21 protein-coding genes are annotated in these 16,715 nt (G+C 57.6%); 5 read left to right on the forward strand and 16 right to left on the reverse strand.

All coding sequences use genetic code 11. The features are described from left to right. Window positions 1–218: 218 nt before the first annotated feature. From coaA to mscL, 3 genes are read left to right on the forward strand one after another with little or no spacing between them, the layout of a single operon-like run. Window positions 219–1,166, forward strand: a complete 948-nt coding sequence (gene coaA / locus DYI20_RS07680) for a type I pantothenate kinase (RefSeq protein WP_110098171.1) — start codon at window positions 219–221, stop codon at window positions 1,164–1,166. An 11-nt stretch (window positions 1,167–1,177) separates the two neighbouring features. Next, window positions 1,178–2,239, forward strand: a complete 1,062-nt coding sequence (locus DYI20_RS07685) for a M15 family metallopeptidase (protein WP_110100627.1) — start codon at window positions 1,178–1,180, stop codon at window positions 2,237–2,239. A gap of 33 nt (window positions 2,240–2,272) precedes the next feature. Next, window positions 2,273–2,731, forward strand: a complete 459-nt coding sequence (gene mscL, locus DYI20_RS07690; RefSeq protein WP_110097897.1) for a large conductance mechanosensitive channel protein MscL — start codon at window positions 2,273–2,275, stop codon at window positions 2,729–2,731. Between the two features lie 54 nt (window positions 2,732–2,785). Here mscL and DYI20_RS07695 read toward each other — a convergent pair whose 3' ends face one another. Both DYI20_RS07695 and glmM read right to left on the reverse strand, forming a co-directional pair. After that, the gene (locus DYI20_RS07695; RefSeq protein WP_110100628.1) at window positions 2,786–3,010 is read right to left on the reverse strand and encodes a hypothetical protein; all 225 of its coding nucleotides are present in this window, start codon (window positions 3,008–3,010) and stop codon (window positions 2,786–2,788) included. A gap of 26 nt (window positions 3,011–3,036) precedes the next feature. Further along, complete coding sequence (gene glmM, locus DYI20_RS07700) at window positions 3,037–4,380, reverse strand: phosphoglucosamine mutase (protein WP_110100763.1); 1,344 nt, start codon at window positions 4,378–4,380, stop codon at window positions 3,037–3,039. Between the two features lie 177 nt (window positions 4,381–4,557). On the opposite strand from glmM, the gene DYI20_RS07705 reads away from it, so the two are divergent. Next, entirely contained in the window at window positions 4,558–6,093 is a 1,536-nt protein-coding gene (locus DYI20_RS07705) for an ABC transporter substrate-binding protein/permease (protein WP_243857489.1), read from the forward strand. Next, complete coding sequence (locus DYI20_RS07710; protein ID WP_110100629.1) at window positions 6,093–6,881, forward strand: amino acid ABC transporter ATP-binding protein; 789 nt, start codon at window positions 6,093–6,095, stop codon at window positions 6,879–6,881. Before DYI20_RS07705 ends, DYI20_RS07710 begins: the two co-directional genes overlap by 1 nt. A 111-nt stretch (window positions 6,882–6,992) precedes the next feature. On the opposite strand, the gene rpsI is transcribed toward DYI20_RS07710, so the two are convergent. The 14 genes from rpsI to rpmD all read right to left on the reverse strand — a co-directional run bounded on the left by rpsI (window position 6,993) and on the right by rpmD (window position 16,715). Further along, window positions 6,993–7,493 carry a 30S ribosomal protein S9 gene (gene rpsI / locus DYI20_RS07715; RefSeq protein WP_110097901.1) on the reverse strand — a complete coding sequence of 167 codons (501 nt, stop codon included), beginning with the start codon at window positions 7,491–7,493 and terminating at the stop codon, window positions 6,993–6,995. Between the two features lie 33 nt (window positions 7,494–7,526). Beyond that, the gene (gene rplM / locus DYI20_RS07720) at window positions 7,527–7,970 is read right to left on the reverse strand and encodes a 50S ribosomal protein L13 (protein WP_110097902.1); all 444 of its coding nucleotides are present in this window, start codon (window positions 7,968–7,970) and stop codon (window positions 7,527–7,529) included. A gap of 280 nt (window positions 7,971–8,250) precedes the next feature. Continuing rightward, entirely contained in the window at window positions 8,251–9,180 is a 930-nt protein-coding gene (gene truA / locus DYI20_RS07725) for a tRNA pseudouridine(38-40) synthase TruA (protein WP_110100630.1), read from the reverse strand. 111 nt (window positions 9,181–9,291) lie between these two features. Continuing rightward, window positions 9,292–9,915 carry a 50S ribosomal protein L17 gene (gene rplQ, locus DYI20_RS07730; protein ID WP_110110272.1) on the reverse strand — a complete coding sequence of 208 codons (624 nt, stop codon included), beginning with the start codon at window positions 9,913–9,915 and terminating at the stop codon, window positions 9,292–9,294. Between the two features lie 103 nt (window positions 9,916–10,018). Beyond that, on the reverse strand, window positions 10,019–11,047 hold the full coding sequence (locus tag DYI20_RS07735) for a DNA-directed RNA polymerase subunit alpha (protein ID WP_110097904.1): 1,029 nt from the start codon (window positions 11,045–11,047) through the stop codon (window positions 10,019–10,021). Between the two features lie 154 nt (window positions 11,048–11,201). Then, on the reverse strand, window positions 11,202–11,603 hold the full coding sequence (gene rpsK / locus DYI20_RS07740; protein ID WP_110097905.1) for a 30S ribosomal protein S11: 402 nt from the start codon (window positions 11,601–11,603) through the stop codon (window positions 11,202–11,204). A 70-nt stretch (window positions 11,604–11,673) separates the two neighbouring features. Further along, window positions 11,674–12,042, reverse strand: a complete 369-nt coding sequence (gene rpsM, locus DYI20_RS07745) for a 30S ribosomal protein S13 (RefSeq protein ID WP_110097906.1) — start codon at window positions 12,040–12,042, stop codon at window positions 11,674–11,676. A gap of 263 nt (window positions 12,043–12,305) precedes the next feature. Further along, window positions 12,306–12,419 carry a 50S ribosomal protein L36 gene (rpmJ, locus tag DYI20_RS07750; protein WP_110097907.1) on the reverse strand — a complete coding sequence of 38 codons (114 nt, stop codon included), beginning with the start codon at window positions 12,417–12,419 and terminating at the stop codon, window positions 12,306–12,308. Between the two features lie 36 nt (window positions 12,420–12,455). Continuing rightward, complete coding sequence (gene infA, locus DYI20_RS07755; RefSeq protein WP_110098174.1) at window positions 12,456–12,677, reverse strand: translation initiation factor IF-1; 222 nt, start codon at window positions 12,675–12,677, stop codon at window positions 12,456–12,458. A 193-nt stretch (window positions 12,678–12,870) separates the two neighbouring features. Beyond that, window positions 12,871–13,719, reverse strand: a complete 849-nt coding sequence (gene map, locus DYI20_RS07760; RefSeq protein WP_122549244.1) for a type I methionyl aminopeptidase — start codon at window positions 13,717–13,719, stop codon at window positions 12,871–12,873. A gap of 114 nt (window positions 13,720–13,833) precedes the next feature. Beyond that, entirely contained in the window at window positions 13,834–14,451 is a 618-nt protein-coding gene (locus tag DYI20_RS07765; RefSeq protein WP_110097909.1) for an adenylate kinase, read from the reverse strand. 49 nt (window positions 14,452–14,500) lie between these two features. Continuing rightward, window positions 14,501–15,814, reverse strand: coding sequence for a preprotein translocase subunit SecY (gene secY / locus DYI20_RS07770; RefSeq protein WP_110097910.1), 1,314 nt, complete (start codon window positions 15,812–15,814; stop codon window positions 14,501–14,503). 198 nt (window positions 15,815–16,012) lie between these two features. Continuing rightward, a complete protein-coding gene (gene rplO, locus DYI20_RS07775) occupies window positions 16,013–16,489 on the reverse strand; it encodes a 50S ribosomal protein L15 (protein WP_110097911.1) in 477 nt (158 codons plus the stop codon). After that, entirely contained in the window at window positions 16,482–16,715 is a 234-nt protein-coding gene (gene rpmD, locus DYI20_RS07780) for a 50S ribosomal protein L30 (RefSeq protein ID WP_110097912.1), read from the reverse strand. Before rpmD ends, rplO begins: the two co-directional genes overlap by 8 nt.

Genomic DNA, 16,715 nt, shown 5'->3' on the forward strand with positions numbered 1-16,715 from the left:
TCCAGACCATTGAGTATCGTTGTCGCCGGAATTGAGCTACCTGTCACCCGATGCGCACCACTGATGTCACTCACAGCACGGTGTTTACCGTCGTGGTCCATAATAGAGCGGTGACTGATTCTCAATACTCCACACCCTCGGTGCCCAAAGTTTTTGGTGCCCGGCAGACCCCGGTGTCGCCGGTGACTGCCAGCAACCCCCGGGTCGGTTCGCCACCGATGGAAGAGCAAAATCACTACTCGCCGTTTATTGAACTGGACCGTCCAGCCTGGGCCCGGCTCGCCCATGAGCTAGAACAGCCCTTTGATGAGTCCGACGTGGAACGTTTGCGGGGACTGGGAGAGCAACTCTCTCTACAGGAGGTCGCCGAAGTATATCTGCCCTTGTCTCGGTTGTTATCGATTTACGTCGATTCCTCGTCGAAACTGCGCCAAGCCTCCAATGAATTCCTCGGAGAGTCCACCCGACGCACCCCCTACGTCATCGGAGTCGCCGGCTCGGTAGCAGTCGGAAAATCGACCACGGCTCGCGTACTCCAGGAGATGTTACGTCGCTGGCCCAATACCCCGCGTGTGGAACTGGTCACCACAGACGGTTTCCTGTACCCGAATGCAGAGTTAGAGCGTCGCAATCTGCTGGGTCGCAAAGGCTTCCCGGAATCCTACGACCGACGTCGCCTGCTGCGGTTCGTCTCCGATGTGAAAGCCGGTAAACCCGAAGTGCGGGCTCCGATGTACTCGCATTTGACCTACGACATTCTGCCCGACCAACAAGTGGTGGTCCGTCGTCCGGACGTGTTAATTATGGAGGGGCTGAACGTGTTGGCCCCACCCACCGTTCGAGCTGATGGCACCGCAGGGTTAAGTGTCTCTGACTTCTTCGATTTCTCGATCTATGTTGATGCCCGGACCACGTTCATCAAGCGCTGGTACACCGAGCGTTTCATGGACCTGCGCAAATCGGCTTTCACCGACCCCCGCTCCTATTTCCACCGCTATTCCACGCTGTCGGATGCTGAAGCCGAGCGTACGGCATCCGATATTTGGGATCGGATCAATGGCCCGAATTTGAAGGTCAATGTACTACCCACACGCGGGCGTGCCAGACTAGTGTTAACCAAGGACGAGCATCACCGCGTCAAGCGGGTTTTAATGCGGAAAGTTTAACGAAGCGTTCGATGGCTCCACCACGCACACAGCTCAGCGCCTATCGGGCGGTGGCCTCTGCTGTCATCGTCGTGCTGGCGCTGACTTCGTGCGCCTTAGCCGAACCGAGAACCTCGGCCACCCACCGGATGGAACACCGGGTACAGCACCCGCACGAGCACCCGCGGGTGGAGTTTGTGATCGACTCACCGCTTATGGTCTTTCCCGCCACAGGACCCCCGTCGTCTCGCGAGCCCCTCTTACAGGCCCGGAGCGCTCCAACTCGCCAGGAATCGGTGCTGGAATCCTCGCCACGTCCGGCGCGTCAACACTCGATTCTGCACAGTTCGCCCCGGCCCTTGCGACAACAGTCCATTGTCGAGCCATCCGCTGTCCCGACCGCGCCGGGTCCGAGCGCCGGTACCGCCTCAGAGTCGAGCCCAACATCGCCGAGTCGCCCGGAGCCCACCGAGACCACGACTGTCGAAGAACTCGACCATCAGGACCCCGCCTCCATCCACGTCATGGTCAATAAGCACCACCCGCTGGAACCAATAGACTACGCGCCCGAGGACCTGGTGTCCGTTCAGGGCACCGGCACCTCACAGACTGTCACCTTACGCCAGGAGGCTGCCACCGCACTGGAAGAGCTCATGGAAGTAGCCACAGACGATGAGGTCACATTCTCCTTACTGTCGGGCTACCGGTCCTATGAACGACAAAACCAGCTCCACCGGCAGTATGTGGCCAGTCATGGTACCGATCAGGCCGAGCACTTCTCTGCCCGTCCCGGCTACTCCGAACACCAGACGGGGCTGGCCGTGGATGTGGCCGGAGAGAATCATCACTGTGTGCTGTCGGCCTGCTTTGGCGAGACCGTCGAGGGCCAATGGCTCGTTGACCACGCCGCCGAGCACGGCTGGGTGATCCGTTATCCGCAGGATTCCGCCGAGCTAACCGGGTATGCCTATGAGCCCTGGCACCTGCGATACGTCGGGAAAGAACAGGCTGAAGCAATTGTCGATGCCGGGGGCATTGCCGAAACAGCGTGGGGCTTTGAGGCTGCCACAACATATCCGGAAGAGTCACACTAGTCACACGGTTCTCTACGTCCTACGATGAATGTCATGCTCCAAGGATTCAAAGACTTCATGATGAAGGGCAATGTCATTGACCTGGCCGTGGCCGTGATTATTGGTGCGGCATTCAGCCAGGTCGTGACCGCGCTGACTGACTCGGTCCTGATGCCGTTGATTTCAGCGCTGGTGGGATCACCGAACTTCGACTCTTTCGCGGTACTGGAACTGAACGGCAACGAGATCCGCTTCGGCGTCTTACTCACCGCGGCCGTGAACTTCCTGCTGATCGCCGCCGCGGTTTACTTCGTGATCGTGCTACCGATGAATAAGATGATCGAAGCTCGCAACCGTCGACTCGGCATCGAACCCGAAGAGGACGCCGTGGCCGAAGACGTTCAGCTACTGACCGATATCCGCGATTTGCTAACCGCCCAGGCCAAGGCCCAGGGTACCGATCAGCTCGCAGATCACTCCCGCGACGAATCCTCTGGACGCCACGCCGAATAGATTTCTCCCACCATCAACAGCTCAGCGCCGGCCAAGTGCCCGGCGCTGAGCCCTTTAACCGGAACCATCCAAACACGGTGCCCAGTTCAGCGTGGCCTGTTCGCAATCCGGTGCAGTAATCAACGTCCAGCTCAACAAGACGAGGCCGGTAGCCAGCACCACAATCCCGATGAACAGCACCCACTGCCACCGCAACAGGTGTTGGGCTGGTTGTGGCATCACGTCCCCGGCGTCAACGTTGTCCTGTTGCGACGGGTCGACGAGATGTTCTGATGCCATGATGTTCGAGATCCTTGACAGGAGATTTACAGAGCGAGCTGTGTGGCGACCTCTTGGGCCAGATACTCAGCTTCCCGCTCAGCCTGCGCCTGATCAGCGGCTTCGACCATGACGCGAACCACCGGCTCGGTACCAGAAGGACGCAAGAGCACCCGCCCGGTTTCGCCTAGTCGGGATTCCGCCTCGGCCACTGCCTGCTGTACTGCGGGATGATCTTTCACTGCGGTTTTGTCTACGTTATTGACGTTGATGAGCACCTGGGGGAGCTTCGTCATCACGGTGGCTAATTCGGCCAGCGACGATCCGGTTCCAGCAACGCGGGCAGCGAGCTGGAGACCAGTCAAGACGCCGTCGCCGGTGGTGGCGAAGTCCGAGAAGATCACGTGGCCGGACTGTTCGCCACCCAGGGAGTATCCGCCTTGGTCCATGGCTTCCAGCACGTAGCGGTCGCCCACCTTGGTTTCCACGACGTTGATGCCCTGGTCTTGCATGGCCAGCTTCAGGCCGAGGTTCGACATCACGGTGACCACGAGCGTGTCGTCTGCGAGCTGGCCGGCTTCTTTGAGCGCTGTAGCCATGATGCCCATGATCTGATCACCATCAACTACATGGCCCTGGGCATCAACGGCCAGGCAACGGTCAGCATCCCCGTCATGCGCGATCCCGAGATCGGCCCCGCGGTCCACGACAGCCTCTTGGAGACGTTCCAAGTGGGTTGAGCCGTAGCCAGCATTGATATTCAGGCCGTCGGGGGCCGCCCCGATGACCACCACATCGGCGCCGGCGTTAGCGAAGGCCTGCGGAGAACAACCGGCGGCGGCACCGTGGGCGGCATCGATCACGACCCGCAACCCGTCCATCCGGTTGGGAAGACTTTTCAGCAGGTGAAGCACGTAGCGGTCTTCTGCGTCGGCGAACACCCGCACCCGCCCGACCTCAGCTCCGGTGGGGCGTTGTGGTGGCTGTGACATTTGCTCCTGGATAGCGTCTTCCTGTGCGTCGGAGAGTTTCAGGCCACCGCGCGCCAAGAATTTGATGCCGTTGTCTGGGGCAGGGTTGTGAGAAGCCGAAATCATCACACCGAAATCGGCGTTGATATCGCCAATCAGGAAAGCTGCCGCCGGGGTGGGAAGCACCCCAGCATCGTAGACGTCGACGCCGGAAGCGGCGAGACCAGCCAAGACCGCGGCGTTGATGAATTCCCCGGAGATTCGTGGGTCTCGGGCCACCACGGCCAGAGGACGACGGCCGTCGGTGGTGTGATGACCTAGAACCACCGCCGCGGCCTGCGCGAGCTGTACAGACAGTTCGACGGTCAGTTCTTCATTGGCTTTGCCTCGAACGCCGTCGGTTCCAAACAATCGAGTCATTCCACTTAGTGTAATCGCGAAAGGTAAATGCTCGAGATTCACCACGCACGTGGGATCGTTTCCTGGTTTTTGCCGGCCTGTGATTTCGTATCACACGGTGAGAAAACAGTCGCCACCGCACCGCGACGGGTTCTTGCTGGGGTGCCTTGGACACAGCATCGGAGGACCAAAGCACGTATGCTGGATCACATCACCACTATTCACACAGAAGAGGTAACGATGATGCGCAAACTCAGCGCCCTGCGGGCACTGGTGATTGCAATGCTGTGTCTCATACCGGCATTGCTCGCTGGATCGTCTGGTGCCTGGGCCGATGCCGAAGAAGTACCGCCCGGGGATTCAGGAGACAATCAGGTCGCCGGTGACGACGCTGGTGAACTGTACGTGATCGGGACGGATACGACCTTCGCGCCCTTTGAATTCCGGGATCCGTCCGGCGAATTGGTCGGTATTGACATCGATATTATGACCGCGATTGCCGAGAATCAGGGCTTCCAAGTCGAGTTCCGTTCGATGGGCTTTAACGCGGCCCTGCAGGCGTTGAGCTCCAATCAGGTCGACGGTGTGATCGCTGGTATGGGGATCACCGACGAACGCCAGGAAGTCTATGACTTCTCCGACCCATACTTCACCGGCGAGCTGACCATCGCTGCCAACGAAGGCAGTGGCATCACCGGCTGGGAAGACCTGGAAGGGGAGACGGTTGCGGTCAAGACCGGGTCCCTATCCGAAGAGTGGGCCCGAGACATGCAAGAGGACTACGATTTCGAGCTGAATTCGCTGGACCAGACCACCTCCTTAGTCGAATCAGTCAAAGCCGGCCACGATGCCGCGCTGGTTGATGACTTACCGATTATTGCCTACGGAATTCAGCAGGGCTCGGGTTTGGAACTGGTCTCTGATCCCGAGCCGGCCGGCGATTACGGTTTCGCCGTCAATAAAGGCGAGAACCAAGAATTGCTGACCATGTTTAACGAGGGCTTGCAAGAAATTCAGGCCTCGGGTGAGTACGACGAGATCCTTGACCGTTATCTGGGGGAAGATGCCGAGGGACCAGATAATTCGACATTCATCGGCCTGTTGCAGACCTCCCTGCCGGCCCTGATGATTGGTCTGGGAAACACCCTGGCGATTACCGGCATTTCCTTTGCCATGGCGATGGTGCTCGGTCTGGTCTTCGGTTTCTTGAAGGTCTCCTCCAATATCGTGTTGCGCGGTATTGCCACCACCTATGTCAATCTCTTCCGGGGCACTCCGGTTCTGGTCTGGGCGTTTTTCTTCTACTTCGGTCTCCCCCAGCTCATTCAAACAGAAGTCAATATTTGGTTGGCCGGTGCCCTGACGCTGTCTCTAAACGCCGGTGCTTATATCGCCGAAATTGTTCGCGGGGGTATTCAGTCGGTTGACTCCGGTCAGCAAGAGGCGGCTCGGTCACTTGCCCTAACGTCCGGACAGTCTATGCGCTACGTGGTCTTGCCACAGGCCTTCAAGATCATGACCCCGTCACTGATCAACCAGCTGGTGATTATGATCAAAGACTCCTCGTTGCTGTTGGCTATCGGTTTCGGTGAGTTGCTCTATCAGGCGCAGCAGATCTACGCTGCCAACTTCCGCGTGACCGAAGTGCTGGCCATTGCCGGTCTGATCTACTTCATCGCCATCTATCTGCTGACCAAGCTCGCCAACTTTGTCGATAAGAAGGTGAATCACTGATGAGCCACACATCATCGAATCCCCACACCTCGACCATCCCCCTGGTGGTCGATGATTCGTCCAACATCATCCGGCTCGAGAACCTCCACAAGTCTTTTGACAAGAATCATGTCCTCAAAGGTATTGATGCCACGATCAAAGTTGGCGAGGTGGTCTGCATTATCGGCCCGTCGGGGTCCGGTAAATCCACGTTATTGCGCTGTCTGAACCGGTTGGAAACTCCCAGCGACGGCGCTGTTTGGGTGGGAGGCTACAACCTGGCTGATCCCAAGGTGGACATCAACGAGGTTCGTAAACATGTCGGGATGGTGTTCCAGCACTTCAATCTCTTCCCCAATATGAACGTCCTGGACAACATCACCTTGGCCCCGCGCAAGGTGAAGAATAAAGCCGCCCAAGATGCCAGTGACCAGGCGATGGCCTTGTTGAAGCGGGTCAACCTGGAGGATAAGGTTGAAGCCAAAACATCGTCCCTGTCGGGTGGCCAAAAACAACGTGTGGCGATCGCACGCGCGTTGGCGATGAACCCCGAGGTCATGCTCTTTGACGAAGCAACCTCAGCATTGGATCCTGAGACGGTCGGTGAGGTTTTGCAAGTCATCCGGGATCTGGCCGGCGGAGGCATGACCATGGTGCTGGTCACGCATGAGATGGGTTTCGCTCGCGAAGTTGCCGACACCGTACTATTCATGGACGATGGCCAACTTGTCGAGCGCGGGTCGCCTGCCGAGGTCTTTGAAAACCCGCAGTCTGCACGGCTACAAGACTTCCTTTCCAAGGTGCTCTAAGCCCGGACCAGCGGCGTTTTTTAGAGAACCCTACAAGCCAACGGGGACCTCGCCATCATGGCGAGGTCCCCGTGTGGTGTGCTGGCTGAATGCGCCAGTACAAAAAGGAGTTTAGCGCTTGGAGTACTGCGGGGCCTTACGGGCCTTCTTCAGACCGGCCTTCTTCCGCTCAACAGCGCGCGCATCGCGAGTTAAGAATCCGGCCTTCTTCAGGGCAGGACGGTTGTTGTCGCGATCGATGTCGTTCAGCGCACGAGCGACGCCCAAGCGGACTGCACCGGCCTGGCCGGAAGGGCCACCGCCACGCACAATAGCGATCACGTCGTAGGCGCCGTCAACGTTGAGAAGCTTCAGCGGGTCGTTGACTTCCTGCTGGTGGAGTTTATTCGGGAAGTAGGTGTCGAGCTCGCGGCCGTTGACTTTCCACTCACCGGTGCCCGGAACCAGACGCACGCGGGCGATGGCCCGCTTCCGGCGACCCACGGCGGAACCGGACTGAGTCAGGGCAGGACGCTCAGCAACAGTGGCACCTGCATCGACAGATTCGGTTGATTCGGAGGTGTAGCTAGTCAGCTCCACTTCCTCGGTGGACTCATTCTCATTCAGAGTCATGGTTCTCCTTAGAAAGAATTAATGGGGCTGACCCTACTGGGCCACCTGGTTCAAGGTGTACTCAACGGGCTGCTGGGCAGCGTGCGGGTGCTCGGAGCCGCGGTAGACCTTCAGCTTCGACATGAACTTGTCGTTGAGCTTGTTCTTCGGCAACATGCCACGAACAGCCTTCTCGACGGCCTGGACCGGGTCTTTCTCCAACAGCTCAGCGTAGGAGGTGGAGGTCAAACCACCCGGGAAGCCGGAGTGACGGTAAGCGCTCTTCTGCTCCAGCTTGTGCCCGGTCAGGGTCACCTTGTCTGCATTGATAATGATGACAAAATCGCCCATATCCATGTGGGGGGCGAAACTTGGCTTGTGCTTGCCGCGCAGTAGCGGAGCCACCTGGCTAGCAAGACGCCCCAGCACCACATCGGTGGCGTCAATAACGTGCCATTGACGATCGATGTCGTCTGGCGTTGGTGTAAACGTACGCACTATTCTTGCCTTCGTTAATTCGGTATCGGTCTGCAACATTCGACGAGTTCTTGGGCGTGAGACCAAGTTGACTCGACTGTATCTTGTGGGTGCTTCCGGTACACCAGGTGAGGGCTGGCGTGAAGCCGGGTCGATATTTCCCAGCGCGATGAGACTTTGCAACGATGCAACGACGTCAGTCTGATCAGCGTACAGTCTGGGATGACTCGCACAACAGCAACCTAGTTTAGCGCGAGTCTACCCCTAACACCAAATATGGGGCATGTGGGCTGTGACGAAACTAGCGTTCTGTGTCGCGTTTGGCTCGAGTCTGTTCGGCTCGCGAGGCCAGGTCTTCATCGTTAGGGTAGTCAACACCACTGAGGATAAGTCCCTCAGCGGGAGCCAACCGCACCTGCGAGTCGCGAACCTTGGCCGCTAAACGGTGCGCCAGCCACCCCGGGTCCTTCGACCCCTCCCCCACCTGAATCAGTGCTCCCATCAGCGCCCGCACCATGTTGTGGCAGAAGGCGTCTGCGACCAGCTCCGCGGTAATGATGCCACTGTCGTCGCGGGTTATACGAATGTCGTGGACCGTGCGGATCGTGGTGGCGTCGGGTTTAGGTTTGCAGAAGCTGAGGAAATCATGTAGTCCCAAAACCGTGTTGGCTTCGGCCTGCATGAGGCTCACGTTGAGTTCACGACGTAACCAACAGGTGAAATGCCGTTCGAGAGGTCGGAAGTTCTCTACACGGTCGGCTATCCGGTACCGATAACGGCGCTGGGTGGGCGAGAATCGAGCATCGAAACCTTCTGGAGCCCGCTCGGCAGTATAAATGTGGATCGCTCCGCCCAGGTGTTTGAGAGTCCCGTTCAGGCGTCGCACCAAGCTTTCGCCAGGATCCAGTGCAGACTTACCGCGGGCAAGCCCCCACCATTCGTCCTGAGTCAGGTCGAACTGAAACACTTGGGCTTCTGCGTGCACGCCGGCGTCAGTTCGACCGGCAACCACTGTCCTTATCTCGCGACGAATAAGTGTGTGTAGCCCCTGTTCGATCTCACCTTGCACCGTGGTGAGTCCTGGTTGACGGGCCCAACCGTGAAAGGCGCCTCCGTCATAACCACAACGGACTTTAACCCGCACCGAACGGCTAGTACGAGCTGATTTATTCGCGGGCCTTGGTTGCACAAAAACGTTCTGGGCCCCGGGGGGTGCCTTCTCGTCGTCCATCACATCTAGTGTAGGCACTGAGACGAAAAGGCGGTGTGAACCCTGCTCATTCGTGTAGGGCTCACACCGCCTTGGTGTCAGGCACGTGCCTGGTGAGGTGTTGACAGCAGATTATTTCTGCTCTTCGTCAGTCTCTTTGGCCTCGTCTGCTGTTGGAGCGTCAGCTTCATCAGTGGATTCAGTCTCCGTCTCGGCAGGAGTTTCAGCTTCGGCCATTTCGGCTTCTTGCGACTCGTCGACAATATCGTCGGCAATCGGCTGCTGTTGTTCAGCCTGTTCGTCCTGCTCGTCGGCAGCTACCACCTCAGCAGCGTGCTTGGCTGCGTTTTCGGCATCCTGAACCACAGCCTGTTTGGGCGAAACCGGCTCCATGACCAGTTCGATTACGGCCATCGGGGCGTTATCGCCGGAGCGAGTACCGATCTTGGTGATGCGAGTGTAGCCGCCTTCGCGGTTCTCCATAGCTGGGCCAATTACGGTGAACAGTTCGTGCACGACGGACTTGTTGGTGCGAGAACGACCAGCAATCATGGACTGCACCTTACGGCGGGCGGGCAAGTCACCGCGCTTAGCGAAGGTGATCAGACGCTCGGCGTAAGGTTGCACTCGCTTAGCCTTGGCCAAGGTGGTCTTGATGGACTTGTGCTCGAAAAGGCTCGCCGACAGGTTGGCCAGCATAGCCCGCTGATGAGCAGGGCCGCTGCCCAGGCGCGGACCTTTAGTTGGGGTTGGCATGGTTTTCTCCTTGGGATATTCCCGCACGCGTGGCGGAAGCCACCGACACAGGAATCACTTATTCGGGTTCGGATGTCTTCTCAGTAACCAGTACGGAACGGATTTAGTACTGGTCATAGGACTGGAAGTCACCGTTGTACTCTTCGCCGCCGTTGTACTCCTGGGAGTCGGTAGCCAGAGGATCGAAGCTTGCCGGTCCAGAGTCCTTCAAGGACAGGCCCAGCTCAGCAAGCTTCTCTTTCACTTCGTCAATGGACTTCGCACCGAAGTTCCGGATATCCATCAGGTCGGTCTCAGAACGAGCCACCAGCTCACCGACGGTATGGATCCCTTCACGCTTCAGGCAGTTGTAAGACCGCACGGTCATCTCCAACTCCTCGATGGGAAGGGCCATATCGGCAGCGACGGTATCATCGGCCGGCGAAGGGCCAACCTCAATACCTTCGGCGGCAACGTTGAGCTCACGGGCCAAACCGAACAGCTCCACCAGCGTGGAACCGGCCGAAGCCAGCGCGTCGCGCGGAGCAATGGATTCCTTGGTCTCCACATCCAGTACCAACTTGTCAAAGTCGGTGCGCTGCTCAACACGCGTGGCTTCGACTTTGAAGGTGACCTTCAGGACCGGAGAGTAGATGGAGTCGACTGGAATTCGTCCGATTTCAGCGTCCGGGGTCTTGTTCTGAGTAGCGGTAACGTAGCCACGACCGCGCTCAATGGTCAGCTCCATATCGAACTTCCCCTTCTCATTCAGGGTCGCGATATGCAGTTCGGGGTTGTGGATCTCAACGCCTGCCGGCGCAGTGATATCAGCGGCAGTTACCTCGCCGGGACCCTGCTTGCGCAGGTAAGCCACGACCGGCTCATCGTTTTCCGAGGAAACCGAGAGCTGCTTGATGTTGAGGATAATTTCGGTGACGTCTTCGTTCACACCGTTGACGGTAGAAAACTCGTGAAGCACGCCATCGATGCGGATGCTGGTCACGGACGCACCGGGTATGGATGACAGCAGGGTCCGCCGTAGCGAGTTACCCAGTGTATAACCAAAACCAGGCTCCAAGGGTTCAATAACGAACCGCGAGCGTTGAGTTGATACGGGTTCTTCAGTCAACGTGGGGCGCTGTGCAATGAGCACTGACATTTCCTTTCAGCGAGGCGTCCGCCATATGACGCCCGCAGGTATGGGGAAACGAGGGAGATAATGATGTTTTGCTGTAAACCAGTAGGCCTCTTCCGGCGCATGGCCCGCGGAATTAGCTTACTGATCCACAGTTGGTGTGCTCAACGGTTTAGACGCGACGACGCTTTGCCGGGCGGGCACCGTTGTGGGCGACAGGAGTGACGTCTTGGATCGATCCGACTTCCAGTCCTGCTGCCTGCAGCGAACGAATCGCAGTCTCCCGTCCAGAGCCGGGGCCCTTGACGAAGACGTCGACCTTCCGCATGCCGTGCTCTTGAGCGCGCTTCGCAGCTTGCTCAGCAGCGGTCTGAGCTGCGAAAGGAGTGGACTTACGGGAGCCCTTAAAGCCCATCTCTCCAGCTGACGACCAGGAAACCACAGCACCGGTGGTGTCAGTAATGGAAACGATGGTGTTGTTGAAAGTGCTCTTGATGTGGGCTTGGCCCTGGGCGATATTCTTCTTCGAGCGACGACTCTTACGTACGGTCGCTCCGCGTCCCTTCGGGGGCATGTTTCTCTCTCCTACGAAAAGCTATTGAGGTGATTAGACAGTAAAGCTCTGGGATTGATGGCCCAGGAGACTACTTCTTCTTACCAGCGACGGTCTTCTTCGGGCCCTTACGGGTACGTGCATTAGTCTTCGTGCGCTGACCGTGGACCGGCAGGCCACGACGGTGGCGCAAGCCCTGGTAGCTACCAATCTCCACTTTGCGACGAATATCAGCGGCGACCTCACGGCGGAGGTCACCCTCAACCCGATAGTTTCCTTCGATGTAATCGCGCAACTCCACCAATTCAGCGTCGGTGAGATCCTTGACACGGGTATCGGGAGAAATCCCGGTCGCCTCAAGGGTCTGCTGCGAGCGGGTACGACCCACCCCGTAGATGTAGGTGAGAGCGATGACCACACGCTTCTCGCGCGGGATATCAACGCCTGCTAGACGTGCCATATGGCCGTTCTCCTTGTTCTGTCGAGCAAAGGTCTGCAACGGTACGTCCTGAACCGTGATGATGGTCTCTTATCATCTGCTAACCCTAAGAATCGACGATCTCAGAACAAGATCGATCAATACTGTAGTCAGCCAGTTCAGTCTCCGGCCTTTGCTGTGTCCGGAGGTTGAGACACATGAATAGTTCATGTGCTCTGCACCGCTGTCGGCTCCTGGACGAGCCTTCGTTCTCAGCGCCTATTGGAAGGGCACCCCGCGGGGTGTTAGCCCTGACGCTGTTTATGGCGTGGGTTACTGCAGATCACCATAACGTTGCCATGGCGGCGAATAACCTTGCAGTTATCGCAGATCCGCTTCACGCTTGGCTGAACCTTCATGGTTCCTCCTTGAGCGTTGTGCTAGTTCTTCTATTTTTATTTGTAGCGGTACACAATACGACCCCGGTCCAGGTCGTACGGGCTAAGCTCGACTACCACTCGGTCTTCGGGAAGAATCCGAATGTAGTGTTGCCGCATCTTGCCTGAAATCGTCGCAAGCACAACGTGCTCGTTCTGAAGGCGGACGCGGAACATTGCATTGGGCAACGCTTCGGTTACGGTGCCCTCGACTTCGATGACGCCTTCCTTCTTAGCCATGTCCTCCACAATCGCTTGGCCCACGCAGTCTTCCTGAAACAGGTATACAAAGGCTACGTGGGGACGAATACTTGATGCGCTGTTCGTGATCTGTGATCTGGCGACACGCCAATCCACTGAAGACAAAAACAGCCAACAAATTATGTTATCTCAGACAGGCACATTTTTCCAGCTCGATCCGCCGTGGGACGGCTTACGATGCCGTGGAAGGCAAGGGAACCGGTGTCACACCCAACGGTTGGAGTTCGCTGGCTCCCCCGTCTTCGGCGGTCAGTACCCAAATTCCGTCCTGATGACGGGCAACCGAGTGCTCCCACTGGCTGGCGCGCGATCCGTCGTTGGTGACCACGGTCCAGTCGTCGTCCAACACGGTCGTGTCGATACCGCCACGAACGAGCATGGGTTCGATCGCGAGGCAAAGCCCGGGTTTGATGCGTTGCCCTCGCATTCCGGAGTCGTAATTGAACACGTCGGGGGCTTGGTGCATGGCTGTGCCGATGCCGTGCCCGACGTATTCTTCCAAAATCCTCAGGTGCGAGCCTGGCTGGGCCCGCACGTAGGTTTCGATGGCCTCGCCGATCTCTCCGACATATTTGGCCGAGGCAAAAGCAGCAATGCCACGCCACATCGCTTTGCGGGTAATCTCAGAAAGTCGCTGGTCTTCCGGGTCAACCCCGGTGTTGTTCTCATCGGCTACGATCACGGTCCGAGCCGAATCGGAATGCCACCCATTCAGAATGCAACCGCCATCAATTTTCAGCACGTCACCAGACTGCAAGGGTGTTGCGTTCGGAATCCCATGGACCACCTGGTCATTGACAGAGGCGCATATGGAGTTCGGGTATCCGTAATATCCCAGAAAATTTGAGGTCGCTCCTGCTTCGGTGATGGTCTCAGAGAAAATCTCGTCGAGTTCCAGTGTGGTGGTGCCGGGTTTCGCGGTCGCAGCGACCGCGTCCAGGGCTCGAGACAGGATAAGTCCTGACTGGTGCATCACTGCCATCTCATTGGCGGTCTTCAGTTCAATTTTGCGACGGCTCATGGTCGCCTCCTGACGGTGCTCGCAAAGGTATTCTCACGGTGTGCGCTCAAAAATCAACAACGCCGGCCGAGAATGCTCGGCCGACGCTGTGATGATGTGGTGGCGACTGCGTGATTACTGGTCTTTCCTCGGACGAATCACGGGAAGTGTCCCGGTGCGTGCACGAATGTTGTACACGGCTTGCAACAACCGCTCGGTGACGTCATCGATCATGCCGGTGCCGTCCACGCGGGCAACAATACCGTCCTTGAGGTAGGCATCAACCAGGTCCGCAGTTTCTCGGTGGTAGAGCTCCAGGCGGTGTTTGATGACCTCTTCGGTGTCATCGCTACGGCCTTCGGTCTCGGCGCGGGCCAGCAGGCGTTGCACAAGTTCGTCGTCGGGCACTTCCAGAACCAGAACGGCAGTAAGGGTTTTACCCTGGTTGTCCAGGATGTTGTTCAGGGCCTCAACCTGTCCGGCGGTGCGAGGATATCCGTCCAAGAGGAAACCTTCGGTAGCATCCGACTGGGCCAGACGATCCTCCACCATGCGGTTTGTGACGTCATCGGGTACGAAGTCACCGTTATCCATATACTGCTTGGCCTCACGCCCCAGTTCAGTGAGTTCCTTGACGTTATAACGGAAGATATCGCCGGTGGAAATCGCTGGAATTCCGAGCTTATCGGCGATCAGGGCCGCCTGCGTGCCTTTACCCGACCCTGGAGGGCCCATCATCAAGATTTGAGACATGTGTGATACCTCAGTCCTATCTACTCTGCTCTACACAAGGATCAGACCACTAACGCAGGAGTCCTTCGTAGTTGTGTTGTTCCATCTGGGCATTGATTTGCTTGATGGTCGTCAGAGCAACGCCCACCATAATCAAGATCGACGTACCGCCGAACGGGAAGTTCTGATTCGCACCGATCAGAACAAAGGCTACCAGCGGAATCATGGCGATAACACCAAGGTACAAGGAACCCACGAACGTGATACGAGAAATCACGTATTCCAGATACTGCACGGTGGGCCGGCCCGCCCGGACGCCTGGAATGAATCCGCCGTAGCGTTTCATATTGTCCGAAATGTCCTGCGGATTGAACGTGATGGTCACGTAAAAATATGTGAACCCAATCGTGAGCAAGAAGAAAATCAGCATGTAGACCGGGTGCGACTGCGTGCCGAAATACTCCTGCAACCAGACCACCCATTCTTTGGGTTCTTCTTGACTACCGGGAGCTGGCTGGTTGAACTGGATCAAGATCTGCGGAAGCATCAGGATTGAAGAAGCGAAGATCACCGGAATGACACCGGCCATATTGACCTTGATCGGAATGTAGGTCGAGGTACCGCCGACGGTGCGACGACCAATCTGACGCTTGGCGTATTGGACCGGTACGCGACGTTGCGAATCCTCGACGAACACGATGGCCATAATGGTCAACAATCCCACGACCATCACGATCGCAAAAGTCTGCCAACCCTGGGTGGTCCAGATCTGGCCGAGTCCGGCCGGGAAGCCAGCTGCGATCGAGATGAAGATCATCAGCGACATACCGTTACCCACACCGCGTTCGGTGATCTGCTCCCCCATCCACATCAGCACCACGGCACCAGTGGTGAGGATCAGCACCAACAACAGGATGGAAGGGATGCTGCTATCGGTGAGCAGCGGGAGGTTGCAGTTCAGCAGTGCACCCGAGGAAGCCAAGGTAGACAGCGTGGTCGCATTCAGTAGCGCCAGTGCAATGGTCAGGTAGCGGGTGTACTGTGTGAGCTTGGCTTGTCCTTCGGCGCCTTCCTTATGGAGGCGCTCGAACCGTGGGATCACGACGCGCAACAGTTGGGTGATAATCGCGGCGGTAATGTAGGGCATGATGCCCAGCGCGAAGATGGAGACCTGGAGCATCGCGCCACCGGAGAACATGTTCACGAACGAGTACAGGCCACCTTCGGTTTCACCGCTGGCCAGACACATTTGCACGTTGTCGTAGTTCACTCCCGGTGCAGGGATAAAAGAACCGATCCGGTAGATCACAATGACACCGAGCGTGAATAGGATCTTGGTCCGCAGATCCGGGGTCTTAAAGACCCGTGCAATCGCGCTGAACAAGCGTCCTCCTGAAGGGGTAATGGTCGAGGTGGCCGAAGCCGTTCGTAGTCTGCGTGGGTGGGCCATAACCCGCGCATCTGCGGGTGTGGTGATGACACACCGTAGAGATTCTAGCGTTAAATGCCTCGGTCCTCGATTCGTTGCAAGACCTCCTGCACAGAATCGAGGACCGATTGGCCTGAATCGGAGTGTTTCGCCTTAGCGAGCCGTGGTTGACCCTCCAGCGGCGTTGATCTTTTCAACAGCCGACTTGGAGAATGCATCGGCGGTGATGTTCAGAGCCACGGAGATCTCTCCGGTACCCAGGATTTTCACCGGCTGGTTCTTGCGCACCAAGCCACGCTCCACCAGAGAATCGACGGTGACCTCGCCACCGTCGGGGAAGTGCTGAGCGAGCTTGTCCAGGTTGACGACCTGGTACTCGGTGCGGAATGGGTTTTTGAATCCGCGCAGTTTCGGAAGGCGCATGTGCAACGGAAGCTGACCACCTTCGAAACCTGCAGGGACCTGGTAACGAGCCTTGGTGCCCTTAGTACCGCGGGTAGCGGTCTTGCCACCCTTACCGCCTTCACCGCGTCCGTAACGCAGCTTGGTCTTCTTCGAACCGGCAGCTGGACGCAGGTCATGCAGCTTGACGATGTCTGGGCCGTTCTGGCCTTCGTTGGTGTCAGCCATTATTGACCTCCTCCACTGTGACGAGGTGGCGCACGGTATTAATCATGCCCACCGTGGACTCATCGGCTGTACGGGTCACAGTGTGACCAATTCGCTTCAGACCGAGCGAACGCACAGTCTCACGATGCTTGGGTTTACGGCCCACGGTTGAACGGATCTGGGTAATCGCCAGAGTCGCATCCGAGGCCGTGATGTTCTTTGGAGTTGAACCGTTGTTCGTTGCCAT

It is taken from the genome of Auritidibacter ignavus (assembly GCF_003703835.1).
GTDB classification, from domain to species: domain Bacteria; phylum Actinomycetota; class Actinomycetes; order Actinomycetales; family Micrococcaceae; genus Auritidibacter; species Auritidibacter ignavus.